15 protein-coding genes are annotated in these 13924 nt (G+C 36.6%); 13 read left to right on the top strand and 2 right to left on the bottom strand.

The genetic code is table 11. The annotated features are described in order from the left end of the window. Nucleotides 1-53: 53 nt before the first annotated feature. The 12 genes from AOC36_RS11105 to upp all read left to right on the top strand — a co-directional run bounded on the left by AOC36_RS11105 (nucleotide 54) and on the right by upp (nucleotide 11816). Entirely contained in the window at nucleotides 54-1736 is a 1683-nt protein-coding gene (locus AOC36_RS11105) for a glycoside hydrolase family 3 protein (protein ID WP_067634298.1), read from the top strand. Then, nucleotides 1736-4291 (top strand): alpha-L-rhamnosidase, encoded by a 2556-nt coding sequence (locus tag AOC36_RS11100; protein WP_067634297.1) that lies wholly within the window; start codon nucleotides 1736-1738, stop codon nucleotides 4289-4291. Before AOC36_RS11105 ends, AOC36_RS11100 begins: the two co-directional genes overlap by 1 nt. After that, nucleotides 4266-4460 carry an iron-containing alcohol dehydrogenase gene (locus AOC36_RS11095; RefSeq protein WP_067634295.1) on the top strand — a complete coding sequence of 65 codons (195 nt, stop codon included), beginning with the start codon at nucleotides 4266-4268 and terminating at the stop codon, nucleotides 4458-4460. Before AOC36_RS11100 ends, AOC36_RS11095 begins: the two co-directional genes overlap by 26 nt. A 126-nt stretch (nucleotides 4461-4586) precedes the next feature. Further along, nucleotides 4587-5588, top strand: a complete 1002-nt coding sequence (locus AOC36_RS11090) for a MerR family transcriptional regulator (protein ID WP_067634293.1) — start codon at nucleotides 4587-4589, stop codon at nucleotides 5586-5588. 2 nt (nucleotides 5589-5590) lie between these two features. Next, nucleotides 5591-6238, top strand: a complete 648-nt coding sequence (locus AOC36_RS11085; protein WP_067634290.1) for a DUF6273 domain-containing protein — start codon at nucleotides 5591-5593, stop codon at nucleotides 6236-6238. 236 nt (nucleotides 6239-6474) lie between these two features. After that, the gene (gene rpmE, locus AOC36_RS11080; RefSeq protein ID WP_067634288.1) at nucleotides 6475-6681 is read left to right on the top strand and encodes a 50S ribosomal protein L31; all 207 of its coding nucleotides are present in this window, start codon (nucleotides 6475-6477) and stop codon (nucleotides 6679-6681) included. Between the two features lie 68 nt (nucleotides 6682-6749). Then, on the top strand, nucleotides 6750-7370 hold the full coding sequence (locus tag AOC36_RS11075) for a thymidine kinase (RefSeq protein WP_067634642.1): 621 nt from the start codon (nucleotides 6750-6752) through the stop codon (nucleotides 7368-7370). Further along, nucleotides 7370-8449, top strand: a complete 1080-nt coding sequence (gene prfA, locus AOC36_RS11070; protein ID WP_067634638.1) for a peptide chain release factor 1 — start codon at nucleotides 7370-7372, stop codon at nucleotides 8447-8449. Before AOC36_RS11075 ends, prfA begins: the two co-directional genes overlap by 1 nt. Next, complete coding sequence (prmC, locus tag AOC36_RS11065; protein ID WP_232505371.1) at nucleotides 8446-9288, top strand: peptide chain release factor N(5)-glutamine methyltransferase; 843 nt, start codon at nucleotides 8446-8448, stop codon at nucleotides 9286-9288. Before prfA ends, prmC begins: the two co-directional genes overlap by 4 nt. 2 nt (nucleotides 9289-9290) lie before the next feature. After that, entirely contained in the window at nucleotides 9291-9917 is a 627-nt protein-coding gene (locus AOC36_RS11060; RefSeq protein WP_067634286.1) for an L-threonylcarbamoyladenylate synthase, read from the top strand. Between the two features lie 38 nt (nucleotides 9918-9955). Next, the gene (gene glyA / locus AOC36_RS11055; protein WP_067634283.1) at nucleotides 9956-11179 is read left to right on the top strand and encodes a serine hydroxymethyltransferase; all 1224 of its coding nucleotides are present in this window, start codon (nucleotides 9956-9958) and stop codon (nucleotides 11177-11179) included. Between the two features lie 16 nt (nucleotides 11180-11195). Next, on the top strand, nucleotides 11196-11816 hold the full coding sequence (gene upp, locus AOC36_RS11050) for a uracil phosphoribosyltransferase (RefSeq protein WP_067634281.1): 621 nt from the start codon (nucleotides 11196-11198) through the stop codon (nucleotides 11814-11816). A gap of 471 nt (nucleotides 11817-12287) precedes the next feature. Here upp and AOC36_RS11045 read toward each other — a convergent pair whose 3' ends face one another. Both AOC36_RS11045 and AOC36_RS12685 read right to left on the bottom strand, forming a co-directional pair. Then, nucleotides 12288-12800, bottom strand: coding sequence for a hypothetical protein (locus AOC36_RS11045; protein WP_067634279.1), 513 nt, complete (start codon nucleotides 12798-12800; stop codon nucleotides 12288-12290). 181 nt (nucleotides 12801-12981) lie between these two features. Next, nucleotides 12982-13269 (bottom strand): IS66 family transposase, encoded by a 288-nt coding sequence (locus tag AOC36_RS12685; protein WP_417935082.1) that lies wholly within the window; start codon nucleotides 13267-13269, stop codon nucleotides 12982-12984. Nucleotides 13270-13707: 438 nt separating this feature from the next. Between AOC36_RS12685 and AOC36_RS12025 the strand changes: the two genes are divergently transcribed. Further along, on the top strand, nucleotides 13708-13914 hold the full coding sequence (locus AOC36_RS12025) for a DUF1146 domain-containing protein (RefSeq protein ID WP_078055167.1): 207 nt from the start codon (nucleotides 13708-13710) through the stop codon (nucleotides 13912-13914). Nucleotides 13915-13924: the final 10 nt, after the last annotated feature.

The following is a 13924-nucleotide window of genomic DNA, read 5'->3' as shown; positions in this document are numbered from 1 at the left end:
TATTCGGCCAAGGATAAATTCTTTGGCTGAATGCATATATAAGGAGAATAATAATGAATTTAAAAATGGAACCATTTAATTTAACAAATAAAGAAGTTGAGTGGGTAGAAAACACCTTGAATAAAATGACGCTTGAGGAAAAGATAGGGCAATTATTTTGTCCTATAGGATATTCCACAAATCCTGAGTATCTAAATTCATTGTTGAATTTTCATATTGGAGGACTATTTTTTAGAGACGGAGTTGGTGAGGAAATGTACAACACATTCTCTTTCGTTCAAAAGCACAGTAAGATACCTTTATTAATACCTTCTAATATAGAAGCAGGGGGAGATGGGGCAGCAATTGATGGAACCCCTTTTGGAAAGCAAATGGCGTGTGCTGCAGCAGGAGATAAGAAATATGCTTACCGTTTGGGTCAAGTTTCTAGTATAGAAGCAGCGTCTTTAGGGATAAACTGGGCGTTTGCTCCGGTGGTAGATATTGACTTTGAGTTTAGAAATCCGATTACAAATGTTCGAACTTATGGAAACGACCCCAAAGTTGTCTTAGACTATGCTAAAGAATATATGCGAGCAGCTCATGAAAATAATGTTGAAGTGTCTGTCAAACATTTTCCTGGAGATGGTATTGATGAAAGAGATCAGCACTTGCTAACTTCAGTTAATCATTTATCTATTCAAGAATGGGATAATACATTTGGAATAGTGTATGAGGGAATGATTAAATCAGGTGCTAAAACTATCATGGCTGGACATATTGCCCTTCCTGCATACCAGACCTATTTCAACAAAGAAGATAAAGACAAAATTATTCCCGCTTCATTGTCAAAAGAATTACTAAACAATCTATTGAGGGATAAACTTAAGTTCAATGGTTTAATCATTTCTGACGCTACGCCTATGGTTGGCTTTGCTTCTGCAATGCCACGAAACATTTCAGTGCCGACAGCTATAGAAAACGGATGCGACATGTTCCTTTTTAATAAAGACTTGGAAGAAGATTACAAATTTATGCTATCAGGATATAAAAATGGATTATTATCTGAAGAAAGATTATTAGCTGCTAACAGAAGAATCTTAGCTTTAAAAGCAAGTATGAAATTGAATGAAAAGCAAACTAATGGCACATTGATACCACCTATAGAAGGGTTGAATGTTCTAAAATGTAAAAAACATATTGAATGGGCAATTCAACTTGCTGATCAATCAATTACTTTAGTGAAAGATACACAGAATTTATTGCCAATCAATTCTGACAGATATAAGAATGTATTACTTGAAGTAATTGGTGATTTTGATTCTAATGAAAGGGTAATTAAGAAAACAAAACTAGAATTAGAAAAGTCGGGATTCAATGTCATCCTTTATGAAAAAGAGAATTTTAATAATGGTGTCGATAATGTGAGAGACCTAAAAGAAAAATATGATTTAGTCATTTACATGGGGAATGTAGAGAATGCAAGTAATAAGACAACCAATAGGATTAATTGGTACACGTTTTGGGGACAGGGGAATAATATACCTTGGTTTGCAGGTGAAATACCTGTGATTTTCATTAGTCTTGCCAACCCTTACCATCTGTTTGATGTACCCATGATAAAAACCTATATAAACGCATATTCAAATAATGATTATGTCATTGAGATGGTTGTAAAAAAAGTCTTAGGAGATAGTGACTTTAAAGGTAATAATCCTATTGATCCTTTCTGTGGTAGAAAGGAATTAAAATACTAATGACTCAAGGAATTAAAATCTATGGTCTGAAAACCAATCAAATTGATAGGCCACTTGGAAATGATTTTCCGTACATAAAATTGTCCTGGAAAGTGAAGGGTGCAATCGGAAAGAATAGTTTGATCACCCAGGTACAAGTGTCTTTAGATTCAGAAATGAAATATACAGTATTTGATAGTGGTAAACTTGTGTCTTATCCACTACCAAACATATATGTAGATTTATCATTGTCTGCTTACACTCGTTATTATTGGCGAGTGTATATCAAAACTGATTCAGAAGAGGTATGGAGTGAAACTACTTGGTTTGAAACAGGTAAAATTAAAGATCCTTGGATAGCAAAATGGATAGGGGTTGTAGATGATTCAAATAGAATGCCAATACTGTTCAAAAATTTCTGTATAGATGACAATGTATTAAATGCAAGACTATATATTTATGGTGTTGGGTTATATGAGGCGTATTTGAATAATACAAAGGTAGGAGATGAATATCTTCAACCGGGGTATCATTCATATGATTTGATTAATGAATATCAAACCTATGACGTAACGAATCAATTTATTGAAGGTGAAAATCTTCTATCTATTATATTAGGTGAGGGATGGTATAAAGGTGAATTTGGATTTGATGAAAACAGACCAAATATATATGGTGATACTAAAAAGTGCATTGCGGAATTAAGAGTAACATATCACTCTGGGAAAGAAGATGTAATTATCACTGATAAGACATGGGAAGCAAAGGAATCATATGTTTTATCTAATGGAATTTACAAAGGTGAACACATCAATACAACTCTAAACTGTAAGACAATAAATGTTATTGAGTTCGATGATTCTAAGGAGCTGCTAATTGAACGTTCGAATCCACCTGTAATTAAAGAAAAATCTATCAAACCTATAAAAAAAACTATGCATGAGGATGGGTATTTGATATTAGATTTTGGCGAAATGATAACCGGTTGGATTGAGTTAAAAGGCAAACTAAAACATGGCCAAAAAGTAGAAGTACAGTATGGTGAATTACTTCAAAACAATGAATTTTATAATGATAATCTTAGAAGTGCAAAAGCAGAGTTCTCATATATATCTAATGGAAATAATGAGATAGTAAGACCTCATTTTACATATTATGGGTTCAGATATGCAAAAGTTCAAAGCACAGATAGTATAGATAATATAGACTTTACTGGATTTCACATAATGTCAAAAATAGAGCAAACAGGAACTATAAAGACTGCAAGCTTTAAAGTCAATCAATTAATTGAAAATACGATGCGATCACAAAGATGTAATTTTCTAGATATACCAACTGATTGTCCGCAGAGAGACGAAAGAGTAGGTTGGACAGGTGATGTTACAGTTTTTGCAAAATCCGCATGTTTTCACATGAATAGTCAAGCCTTCTTCAGACACTACTTACGAAGTCTTAGAGAAGAACAAAAACTACTTGATGGATCAATTCCATTCTTTTCTCCTTTGCCGAAAATCCCTAAACATGATGGGATAAACCCCTTCTATATAACAAATGGAGCGTGTGGTTGGGGTGATGTGGCAACTGTTCTTCCTTGGACTTTATACGAGATTTATGGAGATAAAAAAATGCTGAGTGAAAACTATAGTATGATGACAGGTTGGGTAGATTATGTTACTCAAAGGGTTAATGAAAATAGTGTTTCTTATCTATGGCAAAATGACAAGCATCTTGGTGATTGGTTGGCTTTGGATAATGGAAATATAAACAATCCAATAGGAAAGACAGACATTCAATTTTTGGCGTCTTCATATTATTATCTGTCAGTAAATTTATGTTGGAAAGCAGCGCGAGAGTTAGGCGATGAAAGAGAAAATGAATTTAAAGAACTAGCGGCCAACATTAAATCAGCTTTTATTGATTTTTATTTTGATACTAGTGGAAGCTTAGTCATTGAACCAACACAAACTGCATTTGCTACTCTAATTCACACTGGACTTTATCCTGAGAAATCAGAGCATAAACTCAAAGCAGGGATTGTAAAAGAAATTGAAGATAATAATGGATACATAAACACTGGATTTCTTGGGACTCATCTAATTTGCCCCGCACTAACAAGTGTTGGCAGAAATGATCTCGCATACAAATTACTGCTTAATGAAGGATATCCTAGCTGGTTATATCAAGTCAATCTGGGGGCTACAACCATATGGGAAAGGTGGAATTCTTTAAATTCTGATGGTTCAATAAGTGGAACACAAATGAATAGTATGAACCATTACGCATATGGTAGTATTGCACAATGGATGTATCAGCAAGTCTGCGGATTTAATCCAGATATGAGTGAAGAAACTTTTATGACCATAAGACCAAATCCTCATCAATCTCTCCAGTATATTGATAGCAGTTTTGAATCAGAATATGGGTTATATAAAAGTTATTGGGGCTATGATAATAAACTAAATTTACAGTTCAAAATTACAGTTCCTTTTAACGCGAATGCAAAGTTAGTTTTACCGAATAATGAAGAACATTTACTTGGGCCTGGAGAACATGAATTTTACATTAGGAAAAGTTGATAAAATAATCAAAGATGTAGGAATTCCTGCAACAATCTCAGGATTAGGCGTTAAGGCAGAGGATCTTGATAAGATTGCTGAAGATGCATTCAGAGATGTATGTACACCAGGGAACCCAAGAGAAACAAACATTGAAGAAATCATTGGTTTATACAAGGCTTTAATGTAATTGTTAATTCAATCTATTTGATGCAGTTATTGATTAACGGATTCAAATAGATTTTTTTTATAAATTAATTGACTAGAACACCGTGTCATACTTTATAATGGGTACATCAGATTGAGAGGTATTAACATGGAACTACAAACGATAAGTCAAGTGTCAAAAATATATGGAATATCACCACGAATGCTAAGGTACTATGAAAAGGCAGGATTAATTCAAAGCCATAGAAAAGAAGGGTATGCTTATCGAGTGTATGATGAAACTTCGATAAAAAAGCTGAGACAAATAATAATATTACGCAAACTACGAATCCCAGTTAAGCAAATCAGTATGATTCTTGAAAATGAGGATGCATCAAAAACTGTGGAAATCTTCCAACAAAACATTAACGAATTGGATGTAGAAATAAGTGCACTATCGACTGTAAAAGAGATTCTGGTTCGGTTTGTCGAAGATATCAGCAATACCGTTGATATTTCTTTAAATATTCTTGATGATGAGAGTGTATTTTTTTCTATTAATGCCCTTTCTTATTCACAGAATCAAGTAGAGAACTCGATTGGAACCTTAACAATGGAAGATTTAGGCAAATCAAGCGAAGATCTGATGAAAATGCAAGATAATGATGTCCGTATTGTCTATTTGCCACCCATGACTGTTGCAGCAGCTTTAGCAACTGGAGAAGATACAGAAGGAAAATCAATGGAAATGGTCCGTAAGTTCATAGCGGAAAATAATCTGCTTGAAATCAAACCCGATCTGAGAAGCTTTGGATTTGATTGCTCACCAGAGTTTCAAGGTGTGGGGGTTCCATCAAAGGCATATGAGACGTGGGTGTCAATACCCGATGATATGACGGTATTAAAACCGCTCATAAAACGAACATTCAAAGGAGGTCTCTATGCAGCGCATGTCCTAAGAGCGTGGGATTTTGAAGACTGGAGACGGTTGGGAGAATGGGTGAATGCATCGGATAAGTACAGCAATGATTGGGGTTCACCACGATGGGAATCGAATGAAACCCTTCCAGGACAAGGATTTGAAGAAATACTGAATTTTTATAATTATGCTCAAAATGGATCAATGAATGACCTCCAACTCGATTTATTGTTCCCTATTAAGGAGAAGTAAACATGAAACATTTAGAAATCGGCTCGACCTTGATGTTTGGGGGACTTGAATGGAACGTGCTGGATATCAAAAACGATTCAGCGTTGATCATTACAAAACATATCATCGAGCAACACGCTTACCATGATGCGTATGTTGATGTGACATGGGAAAACTGCGCTTTGCGACAATATCTCAATCGTGATTTTTACAATCGTTTCTCTGACATCGAGAAGCAAAAAATTATACCGACTCAAATAGAGAATCTTGATAATCAATGGTATGGCACAAAAGGTGGTTTGGATACAGTCGATTATGTCTTTCTATTGAGCATTGAAGAGGTTGCATGTCGTTATTTTGGAGACAGCAGTGGAAATCTATATCATCCAAGAAAAAATAAGCGATACTGGTTTGAAAGAAAAGATGCGAATAATCCAAAGCGAAGTGCAGGATTTGAGGGTGAAGATGGCTATGTTTGGTGGTGGTGGCTTCGTTCCCCAGGTCGCAATAATATCAAAGCGGTGTATATCCACGGAGATGGTAACATTGGGATACAAGGCAACAATATATTTAAGGGGAATGTTGGCGGTCCTTTTCGCAATGGTGATGGTCAAGGAGGCGTTCGACCGGCACTTTGGATAAAACTAAATAATGAAATAAGTAATAAATAATCTATTTGGTGGTGCACTGTAACACTTAGGCAAGTAAGTGTGTAAAAAAATGAGTTTATTGTCATTTCTTCAAAGATTACGCTTATGTGCTGAATCTAAGACGTGTTTGGATTGTTAACGAGGGAGATTCAAATTAATCAAGGGTTATCTATTGATTTATAGTGAATGATGTGGTATTGTTGTTTAGCACAAATCTTGGTTGGAGGCCAGCCAAGGCGAAAAGGAGACATGTCGATATGAAACAAGGAATTCATCCTCAATACAATAAGATAAAAGCTGTATGTACGTCATGTGGTGCTGAATTTGAAGTTGGTTCAACTGCGAAGGAAGTTCGCGTTGATACATGCTCAAATTGCCACCCATTCTACACAGGAAAACAACGTTTTGCAGCCGCAGCTGGACGTATTGATAAGTTCAACAAAAAATATGGTATAAAAGAATAAGGGTTCAGCCCTTATTTTTTTTGGTCTTTTAGGGTAAAATAGTTAAGAGTAGAGGTGCTAAGGAAATGATGTATCATCAGTATAATCCAGGATATCTGGAAGTAATTACAGGTTGTATGTTTGCAGGGAAAACCGAAGAATTAATTCGTCGAATCAATACACTGCAATTTGCAAAGAAGAATGTGCTGGTATTCAAGCCTGCAATTGATAATCGGTATGCAGAAGAATTTGTAGTTTCGCATGCGGGAAGTCAAGTAAGAAGTATTCCAATTGATAATTCGTTGGATGTTTTAAAATACATTGATGACAGTATTGATGTAGTTGCGATTGATGAAGTTCAATTCTTTGATGAGAACATTATCGCTATTTGTGATTATTTAGCTTTAAAAGGATTGCGTGTAATGGTTGCGGGTCTTGATATGGATTTCCGTGGCGAACCATTTGGTGTAATTCCAACATTATTAACCCATGCAGAGTTTGTAACCAAGCTTACTGCAGTATGTACAGTATGTGGTTGCCCTGCAACACGGACACAACGACTCGTGAATGGTAAGCCCGCATCTTACAATGACCCAATTGTACTTGTAGGTGCAAGTGAAGCGTATGAAGCACGTTGTCGCCATCACCATGAAGTCGATGGAAAACCGAGTCTTCAAAAGATTCAAGAGGAGTTGAGTAAAGTAAAATGATGGATAAAACGATGAAGGATCGCTTGGATGGTATCAAAGGGCGATATGAGGAAATTAATGAAGAACTCATGAAACCTGAAGTTGCAAGCGATCCAAAACAACTGATGAAGTTGGGACGTGAGCAAGCAGGGATGCGTGAGACTGTGTCACTTTACGATACATATTTAGAAAGCCATGATTTTTATGTGCAAGCGAAGGAAATGTTAGAGATTGGTGATGAACCAGAACTTGTAGAACTTGCGCAAGAAGAAATGGCCCAGTATCAAGAACAAATTGAAACAAGTATTGAAAAATTACGTGTACTTTTAATCCCAAGAGATCCAGCAGATGACCACGATGCAATTGTGGAAATACGAGGGGCTGCCGGTGGTGATGAAGGAAACATCTTTGCCGGTGATTTATACCGCATGTATTCACGCTATGCAGAAAGTATTGGTCTAAAGATTGAAGTGCTTGAAGCAACAGAATCTGAAGCAGGCGGATTCACGATGATTTCTTTTGTCGTGAAAGGGAATGATGCTTACCGTCACTTTAAGTTTGAATCGGGTGCACATCGTGTACAACGCGTGCCAAAGACAGAAACACAAGGACGCATCCATACTTCAACAGCGACTGTTTTAGTCATGGCAGATGTTGATGATGATGAAATTGATATTGATCCAAATGATTTAGTAATTGAAACACACCGTGCCAGTGGTGCGGGTGGACAACACGTTAATAAAACTGATTCAGCAGTAAGAATTACCCATAAACCAACAGGAATCAGTGTGAACTGTCAAGATGGCCGTTCTCAACATGATAACCGAGATAAGGCGATGCGAATCATTCGTGCACGTGTCTTTGAAGAACATCAACGTGAACGCGATGCAGCGAAAAGCCAAGAGCGTGCGTCTAAAGTAGGACGAGGCGATCGTTCAGAGAAGATTCGTACCTATAATTATCCGCAAAATAGAGTGAGTGACCACCGTATTGGGTTAACACTTCAAAAACTGGATATGATTATGGAAGGTCGAATGGGTGAAATTGTTGATGCATTATTAGAACAAGAACAACGTGAAATTTTGGAGCAAGGATTATGATGACGTATAAACAAATCATTAATAAATCAATTAAAGCGTGCGATTCCGCTGGTGTATACAGCGGTTTTGCACGTTTTCTTATGGTTGAACTATTAAGAGAAAAAGACATGGAACTGTATGACGTATTGGATGAAGTATGTGACCCAGACATCGCCAAAGATTATGAAGCAAAGATGGCACGGATCTTAAACGATGAACCGATGGGATATGTGTTAGGATATTCTTGGTTCTATAACTACAAGATCATGGTGAATGAAAACGTCTTAATACCACGTGAAGAAACGGAAGAGCTTGTGGGCGAAATCCTTATGGCGATTGATGAACGTTATTACAATCCAGTCATTATTGATGTTGCGACTGGGAGTGGTGCAATTGCAATTGCACTTGCAAGCGAAGTGTTATCCACAGTCTATGCAACGGATATAAGTAAAGAAGCATTAGAAGTTGCACAGGAAAATGCACACATCAATAATGCTCGGGTTACCTTCTATGAAGGCGATATGTTAGAGCCTGCAATTGAACAGGGGTTGGAGGTGGATGTCTTAGTATGCAATCCGCCTTACATCAAGAATACAGAACACATTCAGCATTCTGTATTAACACATGAACCGCATGTTGCTTTATTTGGCGGCGAAGATGGTTTATACTTCTATCGTAAAGTGTTTGAAAATGCACATAAGATGATCAAACCCAATGGGATGATGGCATTTGAGATTGGCTTTGATATTGGTGAAGCAGTCTGCAACCTCGCGAAGGAATCATTCCCAAATGCTCAAGTTGAACTGAAGCAAGATTTAAATGGATTGGATCGGATGGTATTTGTATTTTTAGGAGTGTGAGTATGGAAACAAAACGATTAACACGAAATGAAGTCAAAGAAATTGGACATATTATTAAAAAAGGTGGGGTTGTAGCAATCCCAACTGATACAGTGTATGGATTAGCAATCCATTCTTTTGATAAAGCAGTGTATGAACATTTAATACAGGTTAAGGGAAGACCCGATACAAAACCCTTCCCCCTAATGGTATCAAGCTTTGAACAAATCAAGAACCTTGTCGTTTTAGATGCGTTAACCGAACATTTGGTGAAAGCATGGATGCCTGGTGCAGTAACCTTTATTTTCAATAAGAAACCCGATGTATTTGAGTTCTTAGGAGAACAAACAACCTTAGGAATTCGTATGGCAGATGATTCGTGGGTTAAAACTGTGATTGATGCTGTGGGCGGACCCATTTGGTTGCCTTCTGCAAATAAATCGGGTGAACCAACAGGGACAAATTCTGAAATGGTTTTAGATCAACTTGACGGATTAATCGAGGGGGTTGTTGAAGGAAGAGTACATGGTGGAAAATCATCAAGTGTCTTTGACTTAACGAATCTTCCAGAGATTAAAGAACTCAGGGCGGGTCCGATTTCACGTGACCGTTTGGAGAAAACGGTAAAAGACTATTTGGAATCGCACTAATTTAGTGCTAATATATAAGGTAAAAAAGGAGAAATAGGATGAAGGATACTGAGATTCAACGCGCAATAGAGCAAGAAGCCAATCGTCAAATGACACATATTGAGCTGATAGCTTCTGAGAATTACGTGTCACAGGACATTTATGAGGCTGTTGGCAGTGTATTGACAAACAAGTATGCTGAAGGATATCCCGGTAAACGCTATTATGGCGGATGCGAATGTGTGGATGTCGTGGAGACTTTAGCAATCGAACGTGCAAAAAAATTATTTGGAGCAGAACATGCAAATGTGCAACCACACAGTGGTTCACAAGCAAATATGGCAGTGTATATGACCGTTTTAGAACATGGAGATGTCGTTCTTGGCATGGATTTAAATGCAGGCGGACACTTAACACACGGTCATCAATTAAACTTTTCAGGCATTAATTATACGTTCTTTGGATATGGTGTGGATCAACTGACCCAACGCATTGACTATGATCGTGTATTAGAAATGGCAAAGGAAATCCGTCCAAAATTAATTGTTGCTGGCGCAAGTGCCTATGCACGAGAAATCGATTTTAAGAAGTTTAGGGAAATCGCAGATGAAGTTGGTGCATATTTGATGGTAGATATGGCACACATTGCAGGACTGATTGCTGCAGGACTTCATCAATCACCGGTTCCATATGCTGATTTTGTAACGAGTACAACCCATAAAACTTTGCGTGGTCCTCGTGGTGGATTGATTCTTTGTAAAGAAGAATTTGCTTCAGCATTAGATCGCAGTGTATTCCCAGGAATGCAAGGTGGACCCTTGATGCATGTGATTGCAGGTAAGGCAGTTTGCTTTAAAGAAGCAATGGAACCAGAATTTAAAGATTATATGAAACAAGTTGTCTCAAACATAAAAGTTTTATCGGAAACGATGGAAGATTTAGGGTATAATATTATCAGTGGCGGATCCGATAATCATCTATTATTGGTGGACGTAAAATCAAGCATTGGTGTTACAGGGAAACATGCAGAAATAATACTCGATAAAGTGGGAATTACTGCAAATAAAAATGCCATTCCGTTTGATACTGAACGCCCATTTGTTACCAGTGGATTACGTTTTGGTACAGCAGCAATGACAAGTCGTGGATTCAAGGAAGACGAATTCAAGAAGGTCGCTTTATGGATTCATGAAGCACTCACACACCGTGAGGACGAAGCAGTATTGGCACGTATTCGACAAGAAGTTGAACAATTTACACCGAACTATCCGGTGAGACGATAACGTAAAGGAGATAACTATGATTACAGTTTTAAATCACCCATTAATCACACACAAAATTACGCAAATGAGACGTACAACAACACGTACAAAAGACTTTAGAGAAAATCTTGATGAAATCGCAGGACTCATGGCTTATGAGATTACACGTGATCTTAAATTGGAACCTGTTACAATTGAAACCCCTGTGGAAACATGTGAAACGTATGAGTTAAATCGTGATATCGTTTTAGTTCCAATCTTGCGCGCAGGACTGGGTATGGTCAATGGTATCTTAGATTTAATCCCAACTGCAAAAGTTGGACATATTGGCGTTTACCGTGATGAAGAAACATTGATGCCTCATGAGTATTTTGCAAAGTTCCCTGAAAACTTAGGGGAAGCGGAAGTCATGGTTTTAGACCCAATGCTTGCAACAGGTGGTTCCGCAGATGCTGCCATTGAAATGGTAAAAAAACGTGGCGCAAAAAGTATTAAACTTGTGTGTCTTGTTGGAGCACCAGAGGGTGTAGAAGTAATCAAAGAAAAACATCCAGATGTTGATATTTTCCTCGCAGCACTCGATAGTCATCTCAATGATAAAGGATATATTGTTCCTGGATTGGGAGATGCTGGAGACCGAATTTTCGGAACAAAGTAAAAACTGGCGTTAATTTATTAATGAAAAAGAAGACCTTAGTCAGTGATTGGCTGAGGTCTTCTTTGCTTTTCCCTTTTTGAAATGGGTGGATTATCAGAGTTGTATAAGTTGGTTAAATTCTCTTTGATGAATTTCCCATGTACACCTTCCTTGAAGTTGTTAGTCCCTAGTATATCGAGTTCTACAATACCACTTAGATATAGTGTTGCATTATGGATTTGATGACTGGAATCCCCTCAGGATGTATATTACTTATGAGACAGAAAAAATGAATGCTTTAGAGGTTGGTATGTATTTGCAAATTCAAGAATACATGTACCCTGCTTTGCATCTTCTTGAGTTAGCAAGAAGAATAGTCTGTCAACGAATTTAAGAATTGCTAGGAAAAAAGAGCAACTTTAAGCTGCACGTAGGAAATAGGGAAGTACAAATTTCACTTCAACACAGCGGGCTTAAATTTGGCGCATGGTCTTAATTCCATTCCCATTTTTCAACTGAATCTAGAAATTCTGAACATTTTTCTCTGCCAATATCAGATAAATTTGTGTCAATTTCTCTGACAATTGCTAGGAACCATTCATCTGAATAATTATAAACAATTGTAAACGAGTTCTCGTTGTAATTAGCATTGTTAATAAGCGATACTGTTAAAAGATTCTCTGATTCTTTAGAGTCTTCATTTATGAATGAGAAGTTTATACCTTTCTCACTTAACGAGACTTCTATGAATTCTGGAAGAACAATTGGAATCGATATAGAAATTAGATAATTGGGTATCAATATAAAGGTTTCTTTTTCAGTGTAATTGATGTTTACTTTTTCCTCTTCTAGTCTTAATACTAAATTGTCGATTTCTTCATTCAGTAATGTGATGGTTTGATTCTGATTGTTAACCTGATCTTGCAAATCGTCAAGAGAAGTGTTGCCAGTTCTCGAACAACCAACTAATAATAGTACTGCTATAAGTAATGAAATATATTTCATGGGAAATATCCTCCTCATAAAACGATTTTATCAAAACCAAAAAAAAAAAAAAACAATTGTATTTGAATAATATGTTCCTATTATGATTAAGTGCAGTAAAAACCATTCATCATGTAGCGTTGAATACTTATGAAAATGATAATAATTCATATGCATCATAGGATCTGATACATTAATTGAGCTAACTCAAATACTTATTTAAAAAATCTTGAGTTAAGCTAAAAAATGACTTGAAGTCATCAAGTAACAATGAACCCCGATACTTACATAAGAGAACAATAGGACTAATCTCTTTATCGGCGCGCCTTTGAGTCACTAAAAAGTACGGATGGTTGTTGCTACAGATTGTATGGAACCACACGCGTCCTCTGTTTACTTTCCAACCAGTTTCATCAACGTACAGAATGGGTGATGCTTGAAATGGCTCAAATATATCTTTCAGCTTTGGTTCGCATTTGACCTTAAACACTGAATCAAAAGCGATTGTAAACCTGAAAAATGCGGATAAATTTTGCCAGATAAAAATCAAAGACTGGTGATATCAACCACAAATTTGAAACATAAATTGAATACATCTTCATAGCAGAATATGACCAGAAAAAAGCGCCGATTATACCAACTGTAAAATTACGTTTGATAACAATACTCTAAAGGGTTTTTCAAAATTAACATGTTGTGGAGAACTTTTTTTCTATAATTCTCCTACATTGCTTCATATGTGGTTTTATACTTCGCGCTGAATAGTAACAAATTGGAAGTAAAAGGTGAATATTTTCGCCTTTTTTATGGTATTTCCAAGGGGTTTGTTGTATGATAACAATGCCTATATCTATGTGAAAAAATGGTAGAAACAGCGAATTCATAGATATTATGTGGAGAGTTTGTTATAGTATTAAAGGTGAGCGCAATGAATACTTATACTATTATTCGTATCGTAGTAACAATTATATCTTTTGTGGTATGCGCTTATGCGCTATCCGGAATTGACTTTTCTAAGCTAATTCGAAAGGGTCATGAATCAAAAGCAATGATGCTTTATATCCTACTATCAATGGGTTTGGGGTATTTGGTTGCGCAATTTATATTAAGTTTATCAAGCACTTATATAGGATAAAGGAGTAAAG

Source organism: Erysipelothrix larvae (assembly GCF_001545095.1).
Taxonomy (GTDB): Bacteria; Bacillota_I; Bacilli_A; order Erysipelotrichales; family Erysipelotrichaceae; genus Erysipelothrix; species Erysipelothrix larvae.
The sequence above is the reverse complement of the archived record's forward strand: the minus strand, read 5'-3'. Positions and strand labels throughout refer to the sequence as shown.

Coding starts and splice junctions, on each gene's coding strand:
- AOC36_RS11085 (WP_067634290.1), top strand. CDS start 5,591: ATGAAACATTTAGAAATCGGCTCGACCTTGATGTTTGGGGGACTTGAA.
- AOC36_RS11045 (WP_067634279.1), bottom strand. CDS start 12,800: ATGAAATATATTTCATTACTTATAGCAGTACTATTATTAGTTGGTTGT.
- AOC36_RS11105 (WP_067634298.1), top strand. CDS start 54: ATGAATTTAAAAATGGAACCATTTAATTTAACAAATAAAGAAGTTGAG.
- AOC36_RS11100 (WP_067634297.1), top strand. CDS start 1,736: ATGACTCAAGGAATTAAAATCTATGGTCTGAAAACCAATCAAATTGAT.
- glyA (WP_067634283.1), top strand. CDS start 9,956: ATGAAGGATACTGAGATTCAACGCGCAATAGAGCAAGAAGCCAATCGT.
- AOC36_RS11075 (WP_067634642.1), top strand. CDS start 6,750: ATGTATCATCAGTATAATCCAGGATATCTGGAAGTAATTACAGGTTGT.
- AOC36_RS11095 (WP_067634295.1), top strand. CDS start 4,266: ATGAATTTTACATTAGGAAAAGTTGATAAAATAATCAAAGATGTAGGA.
- AOC36_RS11060 (WP_067634286.1), top strand. CDS start 9,291: ATGGAAACAAAACGATTAACACGAAATGAAGTCAAAGAAATTGGACAT.
- AOC36_RS11090 (WP_067634293.1), top strand. CDS start 4,587: ATGGAACTACAAACGATAAGTCAAGTGTCAAAAATATATGGAATATCA.
- rpmE (WP_067634288.1), top strand. CDS start 6,475: ATGAAACAAGGAATTCATCCTCAATACAATAAGATAAAAGCTGTATGT.
- AOC36_RS12025 (WP_078055167.1), top strand. CDS start 13,708: ATGAATACTTATACTATTATTCGTATCGTAGTAACAATTATATCTTTT.
- prfA (WP_067634638.1), top strand. CDS start 7,370: ATGGATAAAACGATGAAGGATCGCTTGGATGGTATCAAAGGGCGATAT.
- upp (WP_067634281.1), top strand. CDS start 11,196: ATGATTACAGTTTTAAATCACCCATTAATCACACACAAAATTACGCAA.
- prmC (WP_232505371.1), top strand. CDS start 8,446: ATGATGACGTATAAACAAATCATTAATAAATCAATTAAAGCGTGCGAT.